The sequence below is a fragment of the Salinibacterium sp. CAN_S4 genome (genome assembly GCF_015752305.1).
GTDB lineage: Bacteria > Actinomycetota > Actinomycetes > Actinomycetales > Microbacteriaceae > Rhodoglobus.
The window spans coordinates 1,099,479-1,116,737 of sequence record NZ_JADOVB010000001.1 but is presented as its reverse complement, the minus strand read 5'-3'; the positions used below and the strand labels follow the sequence as shown (position 1 = coordinate 1,116,737).

Here is a 17,259-nt window from a genome sequence, read left to right as displayed (position 1 = left end):
ACGTTGCCTGTGTCGGCGATACCGCCACGGGACCGAAACCCGTCACCGATAGTCTGGGGGCCCTATGCCCCAGGATGACCAACCGCCCAGTGGCCTGATGCTGGCGTCGCACCTCGCCCCCGGCCCACGCACGCTGCTCGACATCCTGCGCGAGACGACGGCGGCGCATCCCGAGGCTTCGGCGCTCGACGACGGCGGGGGAGCCCTCAGCTACCGCGAGCTGATGGCACGCGTCATCCAGGTCGCCGCCCGCCTGAATGGTGCAGGAGTCGCCCGCGGCGATCGTGTGGGGATCAGGATGCCGTCGGGCTCCCGTGAACTGTACGTCTCGATCCTCGCCGTGATTGCCGCCGGTGCCGCGTACGTCCCGGTCGACGCGGACGACCCCCAGGAGCGCGCCGATCTGGTGTTCGGAGAGGCCGGAGTCTGCGGCGTCATCACGGGCACCGGAACCTTCGCCCTCTCGAGCGAACCCGAGACCACCGTTGCCTTGTACGGCGGCAACCCGCCGCACGCGAGCCTTGCGATGGCGCAACTCGTCGCACCGCCGACCATCGACAACGACGCGTGGATCATCTTCACGTCGGGCTCCACGGGAACGCCGAAGGGCGTCGCGGTGAGCCACCGCTCTGCCGCTGCGTTCGTGGATGCCGAGCGCAGGCTCTTCCTCGCTGCCGAGCCGCTCGGCCCCGGCGACCGCGTGCTCGCCGGGCTTTCCGTGGCATTCGACGCTTCCTGTGAGGAAATGTGGCTCGCCTGGTCGAGCGGAGCCTGTCTCGTCCCGGCACCACGATCGCTCGTGCGCAGCGGAATGGATCTCGGCCCGTGGCTGACGTCCCGCGGCATCACCGTCGTCTCGACAGTCCCCACTCTTGCGGCGCTCTGGCCGGCGGATTCGCTCGAGAACGTGCGACTGCTGATTTTCGGCGGTGAGGCCTGCCCGCCCGAACTCGGTGAGCGGCTCGCGGTCGATGGTCGTGAGGTGTGGAACACCTACGGGCCCACCGAGGCCACCGTGGTCTCGTGCGCCGCCATCCTCGATGGCAGTGCACCAGTTCGCATCGGGTTGCCACTGGACGGCTGGGATCTCGCCGTCGTCGACGAACTCGGGACGCCAGTGGCCGAGGGTGAGGTGGGGGAGCTCGTCATCGGCGGCGTGGGCCTCGCGCGCTACCTCGACCCCGCGAAGGACGCCGAGAAATACGCCCAGCACGAGCAGTTGGGGTGGAGTCGGGCCTACCGGAGTGGAGACCTCGTGCGCTTCGAACGGGCTGGGCTCGTGTTCCAGGGTCGCGCAGACGACCAGGTGAAGGTCGGCGGTCGGCGCATCGAGCTGGGGGAGATCGAGGCGGCCCTGCAGGAGCTCCCGGGCGTCTCCGGCGCGGCCGCTGCCGTGAGGCAGACCGCTGCAGGAAACCAGATCATTGTCGGATACCTCGCGGTCGCGGCATCCATCGACTTCGACCGCACGGCAGCGATCGTGAGGCTGCGGGAGGAGCTGCCCGCGGCCCTCGTGCCGCTACTCGCGATCGTGGACGAGCTGCCCACCCGCACCTCCGGCAAGATCGACAGGGCCGCCCTGCCGTGGCCGCTTCCGGATGTCGCGGCAGACAGCGCGGGGCTCGACGACAACCAGCGCTCTCTCGCCGAGGCCTGGCAGTCCGTGCTCGGTGTCGGCGTGACCGACCTGTCGAGCAACTTCTTCGACCTCGGCGGTGGTTCGCTTGCCGCCGCCCAGCTCGTCGCCCGGATCAGGCAGCGCGCGCCCGAGTTCACGGTCGCGGAGATCTATGCGCATCCGACGCTCGGCGCGATGGCCGATGCGATGGCCGCGCAGGTGCCGGAGGCGCCCCGGGATGACTACCACCGGGTCACCCCGACACCGCTCCGCATGCAGGTGCTGCAGACCGTGCTCGGAGTGCCGCTGTATGTGCTGAGCGGCATGCGCTGGCTGGTCTACCTGCTGACCGCGAGCGAGATCCTGAACTGGTCGACAGGCTTCGAGGTGCTTCCGCGGATCGACCCGGTCGTGCTGGTGCCCGCCCTGCTTCTCTTCGCTACCCCGCTCGGTCGCATGGCCATTGCGGTGATCTGCGCGCGATTGCTGCTGGCCGGTGTGCGCGCCGGAGACTATCCCCGCGGCGGCAGCGTGCACCTCAGGCTCTGGCTGGCCGAGCAGGCCGCGCATCTCGTCGGCGCCGTGAGTCTCGCCGGCGCACCCTGGATCACCTATTACGCACGTGCGCTCGGCGCGAAAATCGATCACGACGTCGACCTGCACACCCTGCCCCCGGTGACAGGCATGCTCGAAATCGGATACGGGGCATCCATCGAGCCCGAAGTCGACCTCACCGGCTACTGGATCGACGGGGACACCCTGCGCATCGGCGCGATCCGCATCGGCGCCCACAGCTCGGTCGGTGCCCGCAGCACGCTTCTCGCCGGAACCCGGGTCGGCAAGCACGCCGAGATCGCGCCGGGTTCCGCGGTGTTCGGTCGCGTGCCCGCCGGCCAGCGCTGGGAGGGCTCACCCGCCCAGCGCGTCGGAGGGCACGCCGCATGGTGGCCGGAGCACCGACCGCCCCGCGGCCGCCGCTGGGTGTTCGCGTTCGGCCTGTCGTCGACGCTGCTCTCGCTGATCCCGATCGTGTCACTCGCCGCTGGCGGACTCGTGGTCGCTGCCGCCATCCGTGATGCACCAACCCTCGCCGATGCCGCCTGGCGCGCCGCAGCGGCAGTGGCGCCGGCCACCGTGCTCTCGGCCCTCGTGCTCGCCGCGTTCGTCGTCATCCTGACCAGGCTGCTGAGCATCGGCGTGACGCCCGGCATCTTCGGCGTGCGCAGCCGCACCGGCTGGCAGGTGTGGAGCATCGAACGCCTGCTCGACCTGTCGCGCACCCTGCTGTTCCCGCTCTACGCGAGTCTCTTCACCCCCGTCTGGCTCAGGATGCTCGGAGCGACAGTCGGGCGCAATGTCGAAGCCTCGACGGTGTTGCTGCTCCCGTCGATGACCACCATCCGTGATGGCGCGTTCCTCGCTGACGACACCATGATCGCCTCCTACGAACTCGGTGGCGGCTGGGTGCGCGTGGGCGAAGCGGATATCGGCAAGCGCGCGTTCATCGGCAATTCCGGCATGGCGGCCGGCGGACACAAGGTTCCCAAAGACGGCCTGGTGGCCGTGCTGTCGGCGGCACCCCGCAAATCCAAGGCCGGATCGTCGTGGCTCGGCTCGCCTCCGGTGCGCCTGCGCCGCACGGTCGCCGCCGCCGATGACAGCCGCACGTTCAGCCCACCGTTCAGGCTGCGCATCGCCCGGGCGCTCTGGGAGCTGCTGCGCGTGCTTCCCGTCATCGTCTCGTACGGCATCGGCCTCGGCGTGCTGTTCGCCCTCGCCGCGCTCACGGTCACGTTCGGGGCCATCGCCACGGCGCTGGTGAGCGGTATCGTCATGCTCGTCGCAGGGGCGGTGGCCGCCGCGGCCAGCACGGCGGCGAAGTGGATCTTCGTCGGGCGCATTCGGGTGGGGGAGCATCCACTCTGGTCATCGTTCGTCTGGCGCACCGAAGTGGCAGACACGTTCGTCGAGATGGTCGCGGCACCCTGGTTCGCACAGGCGGCAACCGGCACCCCGGCGCTCGTCTGGTGGCTGCGCAGCCTCGGTGCGAAGATCGGCCGCGGGGTCTGGTGCGAGACGTACTGGCTGCCCGAAGCCGACCTGGCACACCTCGGCGACGGCTCGACCGTCAACCGGGGCTGCGTTGTGCAGACCCACCTGTTTCATGATCGAATCATGAGTATGGATATTGTGACGCTGCACGACGGCGCGACTCTCGGCCCGCATAGCGTCATCCTTCCCGCCGCGACCATCGGCGACCACGGCACGGTCGGCCCGGCGTCACTCGTCATGCGAGGCGAACTGGTGCCGGTCGGCAGCCGTTGGAGCGGTAATCCCATCGGCCCGTGGCGAGAGGTGCGCTTCGCGGACTACCACGCGAAGGTCTCATGAAGTCGCTGCCGAGCATTGGGGCGGCGACCGCGGGCGACAGCTACCTCCCGGGCAACGGGAACGGTGGATACGGCGTCGACCGCTACGAACTCGACATCCGCTACCGCGTCGCGACCAACAGGCTGGATGGCACGGCCATCATCCGCGCGACCAGCACCCAGGTGCTCGAGAAGTTCAGCTTCGACCTCTCGCGCCTGCGCGTCGACAAGTTGCGCATCGAAGGCCAGCGTGGATCGACGTTCCGGCAGACGACCAACAAGCTCACCGTCACTCCTGCCACCCCGATCGCGGCTGACACGCCGTTCATCGTGGTCATCGAATATTCGGGTTCGCCCGTGCCGCGACCGAGCACGTGGGGTCCGGTGGGCTGGGAGGAGCTGGATGACGGCGTGCTCGTCGCCTCTCAGCCGTCGGGTTCGCCGAGCTGGTATCCCTGCAACGACGACGTCGCCGACAGGGCGAGTTACGGCATCCGGGTGGTGACTGAGCAGGGTTACACCGTCGTCGGCACCGGGGTGCAGACCCGCCACACCGTGTCGTCGGGCCGCGGATACTGGACGTTTGAGCAGGCAGAACCAACAGCCAGCTACCTCGTGACGCTGCAGATCGGCCGCTACGTCCGCACCCCGATTGAGCTCGGTTCAGTACCGGGAGCTCTCGTGTATCCGCAGGGCCTGCGTGAGGGCGTGCTCGCCGATTTCTCGAAACTGCCCGTCATGATGGAGCTGTTCGAGAGCTCCTTCGGCCCGTACCCGTTCCCGGCGTACACCGTGATCGTTACCGCCGATGAGCTCGAGATCCCGCTCGAAGCGCAAGCGATGGCCATCTTCGGCTCGAACCACGCTGGCGGCATCGGGCTGGTCGAGCGACTCGTCGCCCACGAACTCGCCCATCAGTGGTTCGGCAACAGTGTCGGTCTCGAATCGTGGAAGCACATCTGGCTCAACGAGGGCTTCGCCTGCTATGCAGAGTGGCTCTGGTCCGAACACCAGGGCGGCCAGTCGGCGGACTCGCTGGCCCGCCAGTTCCGCCGCGGCCTCGTGGGCCAGTCGACCGACATCATCGTCGGCGACCCCGGGCCCGTGCTCATGTTCGACGACAGGGTCTACAAGCGGGGTGCGCTCACGCTGCATGCGCTTCGGCGGACCATCGGTGACGAGAAGTTCTTCGACCTCGTGCGGGAGTGGACCAGGAAGAACCGGTTCGGCATCGTCGGCACCGACGACTTCAGGGCGCTCGCCGCCGGCTACTCCGAGACCCCGCTCGATGAGCTGTTCGACGCCTGGCTGTTCGACCGGCCAGTGCCTCGGCTGCCCTGACCAGCCTTTCAGCCCGCTTCCGCCGCGCCTCCGTTCCCGCTTCCGCTCCCACTCCCACTCCCGCTTCCGCTTCCGCTTCCGCTTGTCGAGTTGACGCCAATGGCGGCTACCGGGCTCCGATGGCAGCCGTTTGCGTCATCTCGACCTCAGTGTCGACGTCAGTCGGCGCGCCAGGCTACCGTCGCGTGCAGGTCGGTGGCCAGTGCAGGATGCCACAACTCATACCGCGCGTCGCCGAGAGTCGCGCTGTCGGAGGTGACCTCCACGTCCCGGGGGTCCACGCGCAACCCCCGTCCGTCGCACTTCAGCACGGCCTCCACCGAGGTCCATCGTCGGATGCCACCGGCCCCCGCCACCGAGGCGATCGCGGCCGCCCGCTCCGCGGAACCGGCGAGCGGCTCGACGTCGACCCCGAGGTTCCCCTCCACGGCGGCGACCGCGACCACGGCCGCGGCACAGTGCGACAGGCTCACGGTGAGACCGGGAATCCTCGGCTGGCCGTGCGGCCCCCCGCAATCCGCACAGGTCGCGCTGAGCGGCACGGCACGGGGGTCGAGACCCAGCAGTTCGCCCGCGAACGTGCGCAGCAGCATCCGTCCCTGCAGGAAGCTGTCACTGCTGGGCCTGGAGAGTTCAGCATCGCTGAGCATCGCCAGTGCCGTGTCGCGCTGAGCCGGCTCGAGCCCGGGGCGCTGCCACCTGACGTGGATGAACGGGGGCAGCATGGGCACCGCTCGATGGTATCGGCGCGACGATTGCTGGGGGATTGCTTAGCGATTAAACGACCGCGGTGAGGGGACGGTAGATTCTTACAATGACCCCCCTGCAGGCAAGAATCATCTACGACCTGAACGTGCAGCCGGTGATCGTCCCGGCAGACCAGGTGCGCATGCGCATCGACTTCCTCAAGGAATACCTCCGCGTCAGTGGCGCCGCAGGCTTCGTGCTCGGCATTAGTGGCGGGCAGGATTCCTCCCTCGCCGGTCGACTCTGCCAGCTCGCTGCCGAGGAGCTTCGCGCCGAAGGCACCGCCGCCGAATTCACCGCGGTGCGCCTGCCCTACAACGTCCAGGCCGACGAGGATGACGCCCAGCTCGCGCTCGCGTTCATCGTGCCGGACAAGCAGGTGACCTTCAACATCCACCGCGCCGTCGACGGGTTCGAGGCCGAATACCTCGACGCGACGGGAGCCGAGATGCTCGACTTCACCAAGGGCAACGTCAAGGCGCGCTCCAGGATGGTGGCGCAGTACGCGCTCGCCGGCCAGTCGAGCCTTCTCGTCGTGGGCACCGACCACGCCGCAGAAGCCGTCACCGGGTTCTTCACGAAGTTCGGGGACGGCGGTGCCGACATCCTGCCCCTGACCGGCCTGAGCAAGCGCCAGGGTCGCGCGCTGCTGGAGCACCTCGACGCGCCCGAGCGCCTGTACCTCAAGCTGCCGACGGCCGACCTGCTCGATGACACCCCCGGCCAGACCGATGAGGCGAACCTCGGCCTGAGCTACTCCGACATCGACGACTATCTCGAGGGCAAGGAAGTTCCGGAGTCCGTCGCCGTCGCCATCGAGACCCGCTACATCAACACCCGCCACAAGCGCACGGTGCCGGTGTCGCCGTTCGACGACTGGTGGCAGTCGGCGTGAGTTTCGCCGCGGTCTGCCAGTTCGCACCGGGCGCAGACGTCTCAGCGAATCTCGCGGTCATCCGGACGTTTTCCGAGAGCGCTGCAACACGGGGGGCGACGCTCGTGGTGTTTCCGGAATACTCGTCGTTCTTCGAACCGGCGCTCGGCGCGGCATCGCTCGCCGCCGCCGAGAGCCTCGACGGTACGTTCGTGAGTGCGCTGAAAGAGATCGCGTCGACACTGGGCATCCACCTGGTGGCGGGCATGCTCGAAACGATGGATGCCACGCACGTGAGCAACACGCTGGTCGCCGTGTCGCCGGCCGGGGCCGTGGTGGCCACGTACCGAAAGCTGCACCTCTACGACGCGTTCGGGCAGCGGGAGTCTGACCACGTACGTGCCGGGGATATTGCGCCGCCACAGACCTTCCCGTGGGAGGGCTTCACCGTGGGCATGCAGACGTGTTACGACATCCGGTTCCCCGAGGTGTCGCGCCAGCTCGTCGATGCCGGCGCCGACCTGCTGCTGGTGCCCGCCGAGTGGGTGCGCGGGCCGCTCAAGGAGCACCACTGGCGCACGCTCGTCACCGCACGTGCCCTCGAGAACACCGTCTACGTCGCCGCGGCCGATCACGCCCCGCCGATCGGCGTGGGCAACAGCATGGTCGTCGATCCCATGGGCGTCGAGCTTGTGACGATCGGCGAGGAGCAGGGCATCGCGGTGGCCGAGCTGTCGCCGGAGCGCGTCGCGGCCGTCCGTCGCGTCAACCCGGCGTTGACGCTGCGCAGGTTCGGCATCCACGCGCTCTAGCGCACGATTACGCCCGTGAAACTCCAGTTTCGACCGTTCCGGCTCACCTGCGCGCAGAAAGTGGAGTTTGGGCGGCCTTGGAGTACATCAGGTGAGGCGCAGCTCCGCGAGTTGGGCCGCAGCACGCTCGAGTACGTCGATTTTCTTGCAGAAAGCGAATCGCAGGAGCGTCTCGAATCCTTTACGGCGTTCGGGATGAACGAAAGCGCTCACGGGAACGGCGGCAACTCCCGCCAGGGACGGCAGAGCCCGGCAGAACTCGGCTGCATCGCTGACGCCGAGCGCCGAGGCATCCGCGATCACGAAGTATCCAGCCTGTGGCGTGCTGACGGTGAAGCCGGCCGAGGTGAGCCCGTCACTCAGGATCTCGCTCTTGCGTTTCAGAGTGGATGCCACGCCGCTGAAGAATTCGTCCGGAAGCCCGAGCCCCACCGCTATCGCCGGCTGGAAGGGTGCACCGTTCACGTAGGTGAGGTATTGCTTGACGGCGAGGATCGCCTGCAGGATCGGCTGCGGGGCAATAATCCAGCCGATCTTCCAGCCGGTGGTGCTGAACGTCTTGCCGCCGCTGGAGATGGTGATCGTGCGGTCGAAGCCGCCGGGGAGGCTCGAGATCGGGATGTGCTCCACCCCTGCTTCTCCCTGCCCGAACGTGAGGTGCTCGTAGACCTCGTCGGTGACGATCAGCGCGTCATGCTCGTACGCCAGCGCGATGATCAGCTCGAGCGTCTCCCGCGGAAGCACCGACCCGGTCGGGTTGTGCGGCGAGTTGATCAGGATGAGCCGGGTCCGGTCCGTGACGGCAGCACGCAGGTCATCGTGGTCGGGCAGGAACTCCGGCGCCCTCAGCGGCACCGTGACATGGGTGGATTTGCCGAAGGCGATCATCGCGCCGTAGGCGTCGTAGAACGGTTCGAGGGTGAGCACCTCGTCGCCCTCTTCCGTCAGCGCGAGGATGGTCGCCGCGAGAGCTTCTGTGGCGCCGGCGGTGACGAGCACCTGCCTGTCGGCATCCACGCGGAGTCCGTAGAACCTCTGCTGGTGGGCGGCGATCGCCTCGCGCAGCACCGGCATGCCCAGCGCCGGCGGGTACTGGTTGGCTCCGTCCCTGATGGCCTGGCGGGCGGCATCCAGCACCTCGATGGGGCCGTCTTCGTCAGGAAAACCCTGGCCGAGGTTGATCGCACCGGTGCTCGCGGCAAGGGCAGACATCTCGCCGAAGATGGTCTGGCGCAACTCACCGTCGCCCCCGAGAAGCATCGCACCCCTCGCGGCACGCTCCCAGGATCCACGAACACTCACACCCCGAGTTTACGGCTGGGCCGTGCGGTCGAGTTTGCGGTGTGGAAAGTTTCGGGCGCGCTGCTCGCCTGAGCGCTAGCGTGTGGTCATGCGCACAGCGTCGATGGTGGCCACAGTGGCTCTCGCTGCCGTGCTGCTGAGTGGATGCCTCCCGCAGCAGCCCACCGCAACGACACCGCCCGAACCTACCGCCGCGCCGATCTTCGCCACCGACGAGGAGGCGCTGGCCGCCGCCACGGCGGCCTATGCCGCGTACCTCGCAATGTCGGATCAGATCGCCGCTGACGGCGGTGCGAACCCCGAACGACTCGAGCCTTTTGTTACTGCTGATCAACAGGCGAACGCTGCCGAGTCCTTTGCTGTGTACCGAAAAATGGGACTTCGAGCGGAAGGTACTTCGACTTTTGACGAGGTAGGTCTGATTCAAGTCGACCAAGGTACAGATGCAGTGTTCATCGACCTTTACCTTTGTCTAGATGTTTCAAAGGTGCGCGCGCTCGATGAAGCTGGATTAGTCGTGACTCCGGACGATCGAACGGACCGACTTCCGCTCGAAATTGCTTTCGAGGCATATTTTTCGATGCCAATTGAGCTAAAACTGGCGAGGAGCGAGCCATGGTCCGGTACCAACTTCTGCTGACGGCGGCCATATCCGCGTCACTAGCCGTTACTGCGATTCCCGCCGCTTCATGGTCTGTTCTTTCTAATTGCTTACCTTCCGACGCGATAATTGGCTTGTGCGGGGGCGTAACCGCAGGCCTAGGCGACGACGACGTAACGATCGGCATCGACGTCAACCAGCCGGGTTCTCCACGGCAGCCGGGGGAGGGCATCGACGGGGGCGGTGTCAACGACCCCGTGCCGGAGGACGAGGTCTGCATAGCTCCGGCCCCCAGTGGGCCCTGCCAGGGATTCGGTGCGGGCCGCGACCCGTTTACGATCACCTCACCGGTGCTGCCCATCACCCTTTCCGACATCGCGAACTTCCGTCCGTCGGCAGATGTCGCGGGGATGGAGCCGAATGGCTGGATGATCGTCGGCCTCGACACCAACTTTTTCGCAGACTCGACTCGGCAGGTGGTGGATGGCGTGCTGCTGGGGCAGCCGGCGTCAGTCCGGTTCACGCCGGTGGCGTGGCGCTGGAACTACGGTGACGGCACCTCTAAGACCCTCAGCACCCCTGGAGCGTCGTGGGCGGCGTCGGGCGTCGCGGAGTTCAGCCCGACATCCGGAAGCCACATCTATCGGTCTCCCGGAACGTACGTGATCGACCTTTCGGTGTTGTATGCGCCCGAATACCGGTTCGGTGCCGGGGGATGGACCCCGATCAGTGGCACCCTGGCTGTGCCGTCCAACCGGCTCACCGCCACCGCGGGAAACGCGACGACGGTGCTGGTCGAGCGTGAATGTACAGTGAATCCGCGTGGTCCGGGCTGCTGACACTCCCTCATAAAGCTGCGGCGCGCTCACGGCGCGTCCAAATACAACGCTCAGGTTAGCGGTGGATGCTTACACCGTTGAAAGGAGCAGTTCCCATGACCGAAAACCCCCAGGTGCCCGCAGAAGATCACACCCCTGCTGACAACCACAACCCTGCTGAAGAGCCTGACGTGACGCAGCAGCCCGACCCGAGCGCCGGGGGAGGCGCCACACCGGAATCCGCTCCCGAAGCCGCTCGCCCCGACCAGCCGCTCGCTCCCACCCCGCCGCAGCCGCCCGCTGTGCCCGCATCGGCTCCTGTCGCCGCGCCCACGGCCGCGACCACCCAGCTCCCCCCAGTCGCCCAGCGGTCCGAGCTTACGCCGGCACCGCCCGTCTACCCGCAGGGGCCGCCGCCACCCCAGCACACCGGTGAGGCCTTCCGTGCCCCGGCCTCCAGCTCGCCCAAGCGCAAGGCTGCGGTAGGACTCGTCGCAGCGCTCGCCGTCGGCGCACTTATCGGTGGCGTGTCAGGCGCCGGAGCCACGATGTGGGCCATCTCCAACACCGCCTCAGCGCCCGTGGTCGGAAACGCGAGCCCCACCACCATCACGGTGAACGACACGAAGAGCGTCAACGAGATCACTGCTGTGGCAGCAAAGGCGTCTCCGTCTGTGGTGACCATCAGCGTGGCATCCAGCAACTCCGGGGGAACCGGCTCTGGGATCATCCTGAGCAAAGACGGCTACGTTCTGACCAACACCCACGTGGTCACCCTCGATGGTGCCGCGGGGGATACGTCGGTCAAGGTGACCACCAACGACGGTCGCCTGCTGAATGCGACCATCGTCGGCACGGATCCGATCTCCGACCTCGCCGTCCTCAAGATCGACGGCGTCGACGACCTCCAGCCTGCCGAATTCGCTGACTCCTCCGACCTCAATGTCGGCGACACCGCAATCGCGATCGGCGCACCGCTCGGCCTTGCCGGCACTGTTACTAACGGAATCGTCAGCGCCCTCAACCGCAGCATCACCATTGCTTCATCCGCGGTGCCCGACACCGGAGACCAGGCGCCGGACCCCCAGCAGGACCCGTATGGACTGTTCAACTTCGACCTTCCGGGCCAGACCCCGAACGCGTCGTCATCATCGACGATCGCCCTGTCGGTCATCCAGACGGATGCCGCGATCAACCCGGGTAACTCCGGTGGCGCGCTGCTGGACTCCGACGGCAAGATCATCGGGGTCAACGTGGCCATCGCGTCGGCCGGCGGTTCCAGCGCGAGCAGCCAGGCCGGCAGCATCGGCGTCGGGTTCGCTATCCCCGCCAACCTCGCGCAGCGCGTGGCAGACGAGATCATCGCCACCGGCTCTGCCACCCACGGCCTGCTGGGCGCTTCAGTCGGTGACGTGACGGATGAGGCCACCTCGAGCACCGAGAGCCAGGTCGTCGGAGCAGTCGTGAAGGAGATCTCGGCCGGCGGCGCGGCAGCCGCGGGCGGACTGCAGGTCGGCGACGTCATCACCAAGCTCGACGGCATTCCCGTCACCGGCAAGACCGACCTGACGGCTCAGGTTCGCGCGCTCGCCGCGGGTGCGTCAGCGACGGTCACCTATGTGCGTGACGGCAAGGCCGCGCAGGCAGACGTCACCCTGGGAGAGCTTCAGTAGGGTCCCTCCATCTGGAGCGGGATCGTCGGTGTACCGGCGGTCCCGCTCCATTTGCGTGTCGCTGCTAGGCTCGAAAGTCTTACCGAACTGACGTATTGGACCCCATGGCGCAGCAGTCCGACGCCCCTCCCGGCGTCTCATACGTGATGCCTGTGCTCAATGAGGTGGACCATATCGAGGCAGCCGTCGACAGCCTCATCGCGCAGGACTACGAGGGACCGTTCGAGGTCGTGCTCGCGCTCGGTCCGAGCGTCGATGGCACGAACGACGTCATAGCGGCCATGGCTGCGATCGATCCGAGGATCCGGCGCATCCCGAACGAACTGGGGTCGACGCCGGGCGGGCTCAACGCCGCGATCCGAGCATCCACCCATCCCGTCGTCGTCCGCGTCGACGCCCATTCGGTGCTGCCCCCTGACTACACGCGGATCGCTGTGGCCACTCTTCTCGCCACGGGCGCTGACAACGTCGGCGGCATCATGAAAGCCGTCGGCGACACCCCGTTCGAGAAGGCTGTGGCCCACGCCTACGGCTCGCCGGAAGGGCTCGGCGGAACGCAGCATCACGTGGGCGGCAAAGCCGGCCCGGCGGATACCGCGTACCTGGGGGTCTTCCGACGGGACAGGCTGGTCGAGGTCGGCCTGTTCGACGAGGGCATCAAGCGTGGCCAGGACTGGGAGCTCAACCGTCGCCTTCGCGCCACGGGCGGAACTGTGTGGTTCACGCCCGAGTTGACTGTCGTCTACCGTCCCCGCTCGAGTCTCCGCAAGCTCATCCGCCAGTTCGTGGCGACCGGAATGTGGCGGGGAGAGCTGGCCCGACGATTCGGAACGGCAAACAGTCTTCGCTATTTCGTGCCCCCAGCAGCCGTGCTCGGTATCGTCGCGACGCTCATCCTCGGAATCGTGGGCCTCGTCGCCGGGGTGCCGTTACTGGCTCTCGCGTTCGTGGTTCCCGCCCTCTATCTGCTCGTGGTAATCGCTGCCTCAGTGCGGGCGGCGAGCGGGGGTATCGTCACCGGGCTCTGGTATCTCATAGTCTTGCCGTGCATCCACTTCGGATGGGGTATCGGATTCCTCCTGGGCTTCCTGAAACTCACCAGGAATATCACCGAGCGCACGGGAAGGTGACCATGGACGGCCGCCCCACGTCGATCGAGCAGTTGCGTGAAGTGACTCAGCCTCCCGAGGTGCGCCTGCGCGCGAACGCTGAACACTGGACGGCGTCGCTGTACCTGCGCGATCTTTCGCCCTACCTGACCTGGATGCTCCTCAAGACCAGCATCAGCGCGAACGGCGTCACCGGCCTGATGATCCTCGTCGGATGGTCGACAGCGGCTGCGCTGCTGGTGCCCGGGATCGGGGGAGCCGCGCTCGCGCTCGTCCTCGGCCAGCTGCAGATGCTCGTGGACTGTTCCGACGGCGAAGTCGCACGCTGGCGCAACACGAAGTCTCCCGCCGGTGTGTTCCTCGATAAGGTCGGCCACTATTCGACCGAGGCGCTCATCCCGATCGCCCTGGGGATCCGCGCCGCGGGCTGGCCGCTCGAGTTCCCGCCCGACTTCGCCTGGACCACCGCGGGATTCGCCCTGGCGCTCGTCATCGTGCTCAACAAGGCGCTCAACGACATGGTGCACGTGGCCAGGGCCAACGCCGGTCTCGACAAGCTGAGCGACCGGAAGGGCGAAGCCGAGCCGAGCCAGCGACTCGTCGCCCGACTGCGCAGGCTGGCGCGATTCGTGCCATTCCACCGCCTCTACCATTCGGTCGAGCTCACGATGCTGGCGTTCGCGGCGGCCGTGGTCGGCCTCTTCCTTCCCGCCCTGGCGGCGGAGCGCGGGCTGCTTCTCATCCTTCTGCCGCTCGCGGTGCTGGCCCTGATCGGACATTTCGTCGCCATCATGGCGTCGAAGCGGGTGCGATCCTGAGTTCGCCAGTGGCCTCGCCCGCAGACCGCCCCACCATCGGCGTGGTCTCCCTGTCGATGGGCAAGCGACCGGATGACCTCGCCAGGGGTCTCGCCAGCCTCGCCGCCCAGACCGGAGTCACTCTCGACGTGGTCGTGGTCGGCAATTCCTGGCAGCCCACGGGGGTTCCCGCTGATGTCTCCACAGTGTTCCTACCCGAGAACCTGGGCATTCCGGCCGGACGCAACCGTGGAGCCGACCACGTCAGCGGCGAGTACATCTTCTTCCTCGACGATGACGCGAGCATCCCATCCCCGACGTTCCTGGCCGATGCCGTCGCAAAGCTCAGGGCGGATCCGAGCATAGGGCTGCTGCAGCCCCGGGTCGAGGATCCGACGGGAGTCGAGAACCCCCGACGCTGGATTCCCCGCATCAGGAAAGGGCTGGCGACCGAATCCGGCGATGTCTTCTCGGTGTGGGAAGGGGCGACCCTTCTGCCGCGAGCGGTGTTCGACGCGACGGGTGGGTGGGCCGATCCATTCTTCTATGCCCACGAGGGCATCGAGCTGGCCTGGCGAGTCTGGGACCAGGGGCTTCGTGTTCTGTACGCCGGCGACCTCGTGGCCAATCATCCGGCGATCGAGCCCACGCGACACGAATACTATTTCAGGCTCAACGCCCGCAACCGCGTGTGGCTGGCGAGGCGCAACCTGCCGTGGCCGATCGTGCCGTTCTACGTAGGAAGCTGGACGGGAATCCAGCTGATCAGGTCGGTGAAACGACCGCAGGGCCTCCGCGCCTGGTTCGGTGGATGGATGGCGGGCTGGCGTGAGAATCCGGGTGCACGTCGCCGCATCACGTGGGTCACGGTCTGGCGCATGGCACGTGCCGGTCGCCCACCCCTGATTTAATGGGATCGCACCTGATTTTCTGAGGATGCCTGGGAGGACTCAATGCCAATTGTTCGTGACATTCGACTGTTCGGACGCACGGTAGCAGACCTCGTCACCTCGCGGCGAGACAGGGCGCAGATCGCCCGAATGGCCAGGCTGCATCCGCAACCCGCGGCCGGCTCGGTCAGGATCGCCGTGTACTTCGCGGATTCCGTCGTCAACATGTACCAGATCAGGCAGTGGTACGCGCCGCTCGCAGAGCTCGCGGACACCTGGCCCGTCGCCATCATCGCGCGATCGCCAGCTACGGTGTTGAAGCTCTGGGAAGAGTCGCCGGTCGATGCGTTCTATCTGCGTAATGTCGTCGACCTCGAGTCGTTCGTGCACAGCCAGCAGATCCGCATCGTGTTCTATGTGAACCAGAACTCTCGCAACTTCCAGATGTTCCGCTACGGCCGCATGTGGCACGTGTTCATCAACCACGGTGAGAGCGACAAGATGTACATGTCGACGAACCAGTTCAAGGCCTACGACTACAGCTTCGTCGCGGGGGAAGCAGCCCTGGAACGGCTCAGCCATAAGCTGTGGGATTTCGACCTCGAGAAGCGCGCGATCATGATCGGGCGACCGCAGGCCGATCACCTGACCGGCGTTCTGCCCTTCACCCCGGATGACCGCACCGTCGTGTTGTACGCCCCGACGTGGGAGGGGGATCGCGCCGCGGCGGCCTACGGTTCCATCGCCAGCCACGGGGTCAGCATCGTCACCGCGCTGCTGGCTACCGGTGAGCACAGGGTGATCTACCGTCCGCACCCTCGCAGCGGCGTCATCGATCTCGAGTACAAAGCCGCGAATCTGGCGATCATCGCCGCCATCGCGAAGGCCAACGCGAATGACCCCAGTGCCCAGCACGTCTATGACGACAGCGCACAACTCGGATGGCAGCTCGGTGCTGCGGATGTCGCGATCACCGACATCTCAGCGATGGTCTACGACAGGCTTGCCACCGGCAAGCCGTTGCTTGTCACGAGACCGGTGTCGCCTGAGGCCGATGTCGACGAGAGTGGATATCTGGGTGCGGCCGAGTGGCTGTCCAGCTCGGATTCCGCCGATGTCGTGGCGATCGTCGAGCGTGTGCAGGTCGACGAGGAAGCCCACCGACGCTTGCTGTACTGGGTGGAGCGCCACTTCGGAGACACGTCGGAAGGTGTCGCCACCGAGCGGTTCCGAGCGGCGATCAGCAGGTTGATGACCGAGTGGGAGACGCACAACGCCATCCATGCCGAAGCTGACGATGATGACCCGTACGACCCCTTCGACGATCTCGCCACCGATGAGGGAGACCGGAACTGAGCTCGTGTTCCTGGCGGCTAGCGCGGGGGAGTGAGTGGATCAGTGCCGAGCGGATCAGTGCCGAGCGGATCCGGAGCAGCCAGCGGATCGATGGCTTCGGGGCGTGAGCGACGCTTCAGCCGAATCGTCGGCAGCGGCACGCGGATCTCCCGGCGCGCCCCAGGCTCGCGGGGAACTTTCGCGGGTTTCGGCGGCTTGACCGCTTTGGGCTCCTTCGGCAGCTTCACGACAGGTTCGAGCCCTCCCGGAAATACCGCGGGCGGTGGGCCGAATGCTTCACGGGAACTGCGCACGATCTGGCGACCCAGCATGTGATTCCCGCCGCCGCCGATGACCGCTCCGATGCCGAATGGGATCAGCCGCCCGACGACATTCGTGCCCTGGGCGACAGCGAATTTCTTCATGAACGTGACCTTGATGCGATCGGCGATCGGCCCCATGACCGCCTTCGGCATGCTCTTCGTGAGTGTCTCGCCCCAGAATGCCGACTTGGCTGCTCCATTTCCCGTTGCCTGCCCGGCCAGCTGCTTCACGAGATCGCTGCCGGCGGTTCCGAGCACCATCGTCATGACGAGAGCGCGAGCACGGTCGGGATCATCCACGACGATCCCGTGGATCTCGGTGACAGACTGCGCGAAGAGGGCGCTCGCTTCCAGAAACCCTGCGGTCTCCGCACCGGACAACGCGAGGGATGCGCCGGTTCCGATCGCCGGAATCGCCGCGCTGGCTCCCACCAGAGCCCCGCCCGTGGTCACGGCCGCGAGGTACCGGCGCTCGAGGATGCGGATGATCGCCTCAGGACTGTCGTTCGGTCGACCCCTGCGGATGCTCCGGATATGCGCCAGCACGACCGGCCGCTGCACGGTGAGCACACGGTCGATGCCTTTGACCACGAAGGGGCTCGAGACGTTCAACTCGGTGGATTTCGCCATGATCCCACCGTACCGCGGGG

At 66.8% G+C, this 17,259-nt stretch carries 14 protein-coding genes; 11 read left to right on the top strand and 3 right to left on the bottom strand.

What is annotated here, in order from left to right:
- The first annotated feature begins 64 nt into the window (after nucleotides 1-64).
- Nucleotides 65-4,009: a Pls/PosA family non-ribosomal peptide synthetase gene (locus IWX81_RS05550; RefSeq protein WP_199280205.1), complete on the top strand. Its 3,945-nt coding sequence runs from the start codon at nucleotides 65-67 to the stop codon at nucleotides 4,007-4,009.
- Complete coding sequence (locus IWX81_RS05545; RefSeq protein ID WP_199280204.1) at nucleotides 4,006-5,328, top strand: M1 family metallopeptidase; 1,323 nt, start codon at nucleotides 4,006-4,008, stop codon at nucleotides 5,326-5,328. Before IWX81_RS05550 ends, IWX81_RS05545 begins: the two co-directional genes overlap by 4 nt.
- Before the next feature lie 158 nt (nucleotides 5,329-5,486).
- Here the strand turns inward: IWX81_RS05545 and IWX81_RS05540 are convergent, their stop codons facing one another.
- Nucleotides 5,487-6,059: a 4'-phosphopantetheinyl transferase family protein gene (locus IWX81_RS05540; protein ID WP_199280203.1), complete on the bottom strand. Its 573-nt coding sequence runs from the start codon at nucleotides 6,057-6,059 to the stop codon at nucleotides 5,487-5,489.
- Nucleotides 6,060-6,142: 83 nt separating this feature from the next.
- On the opposite strand from IWX81_RS05540, the gene nadE reads away from it, so the two are divergent.
- Both nadE and IWX81_RS05530 read left to right on the top strand, forming a co-directional pair.
- Complete coding sequence (nadE, locus tag IWX81_RS05535) at nucleotides 6,143-6,970, top strand: ammonia-dependent NAD(+) synthetase (protein WP_199280202.1); 828 nt, start codon at nucleotides 6,143-6,145, stop codon at nucleotides 6,968-6,970.
- Nucleotides 6,967-7,761, top strand: coding sequence for a carbon-nitrogen hydrolase family protein (locus tag IWX81_RS05530; protein WP_334593167.1), 795 nt, complete (start codon nucleotides 6,967-6,969; stop codon nucleotides 7,759-7,761). The genes nadE and IWX81_RS05530 overlap by 4 nt, the downstream gene beginning before the upstream one ends.
- 87 nt (nucleotides 7,762-7,848) lie before the next feature.
- Here IWX81_RS05530 and IWX81_RS05525 read toward each other — a convergent pair whose 3' ends face one another.
- Entirely contained in the window at nucleotides 7,849-9,063 is a 1,215-nt protein-coding gene (locus IWX81_RS05525; protein ID WP_199280200.1) for an aminotransferase class I/II-fold pyridoxal phosphate-dependent enzyme, read from the bottom strand.
- Nucleotides 9,064-9,151: 88 nt separating this feature from the next.
- On the opposite strand from IWX81_RS05525, the gene IWX81_RS05520 reads away from it, so the two are divergent.
- The 7 genes from IWX81_RS05520 (at nucleotide 9,152) to IWX81_RS05490 (ending at nucleotide 16,307) form a co-directional block, all read left to right on the top strand.
- Entirely contained in the window at nucleotides 9,152-9,703 is a 552-nt protein-coding gene (locus IWX81_RS05520) for a hypothetical protein (protein ID WP_199280199.1), read from the top strand.
- Nucleotides 9,704-9,798: 95 nt separating this feature from the next.
- A complete protein-coding gene (locus IWX81_RS05515; RefSeq protein ID WP_199280198.1) occupies nucleotides 9,799-10,503 on the top strand; it encodes a PKD domain-containing protein in 705 nt (234 codons plus the stop codon).
- Nucleotides 10,504-10,598: 95 nt separating this feature from the next.
- Nucleotides 10,599-12,155, top strand: a complete 1,557-nt coding sequence (locus IWX81_RS05510) for a S1C family serine protease (RefSeq protein WP_334593164.1) — start codon at nucleotides 10,599-10,601, stop codon at nucleotides 12,153-12,155.
- Nucleotides 12,156-12,259: 104 nt separating this feature from the next.
- The gene (locus IWX81_RS05505) at nucleotides 12,260-13,285 is read left to right on the top strand and encodes a glycosyltransferase family 2 protein (RefSeq protein ID WP_199280196.1); all 1,026 of its coding nucleotides are present in this window, start codon (nucleotides 12,260-12,262) and stop codon (nucleotides 13,283-13,285) included.
- Nucleotides 13,286-13,287: 2 nt separating this feature from the next.
- The gene (locus IWX81_RS05500) at nucleotides 13,288-14,082 is read left to right on the top strand and encodes a CDP-alcohol phosphatidyltransferase family protein (protein WP_199280195.1); all 795 of its coding nucleotides are present in this window, start codon (nucleotides 13,288-13,290) and stop codon (nucleotides 14,080-14,082) included.
- 56 nt (nucleotides 14,083-14,138) lie between these two features.
- A complete protein-coding gene (locus IWX81_RS05495) occupies nucleotides 14,139-14,972 on the top strand; it encodes a glycosyltransferase family 2 protein (protein ID WP_199280473.1) in 834 nt (277 codons plus the stop codon).
- Nucleotides 14,973-15,014: 42 nt separating this feature from the next.
- Nucleotides 15,015-16,307 carry a CDP-glycerol glycerophosphotransferase family protein gene (locus IWX81_RS05490; RefSeq protein ID WP_199280194.1) on the top strand — a complete coding sequence of 431 codons (1,293 nt, stop codon included), beginning with the start codon at nucleotides 15,015-15,017 and terminating at the stop codon, nucleotides 16,305-16,307.
- Nucleotides 16,308-16,324: 17 nt separating this feature from the next.
- On the opposite strand, the gene IWX81_RS05485 is transcribed toward IWX81_RS05490, so the two are convergent.
- Nucleotides 16,325-17,239: a hypothetical protein gene (locus IWX81_RS05485; RefSeq protein ID WP_199280193.1), complete on the bottom strand. Its 915-nt coding sequence runs from the start codon at nucleotides 17,237-17,239 to the stop codon at nucleotides 16,325-16,327.
- Nucleotides 17,240-17,259: the final 20 nt, after the last annotated feature.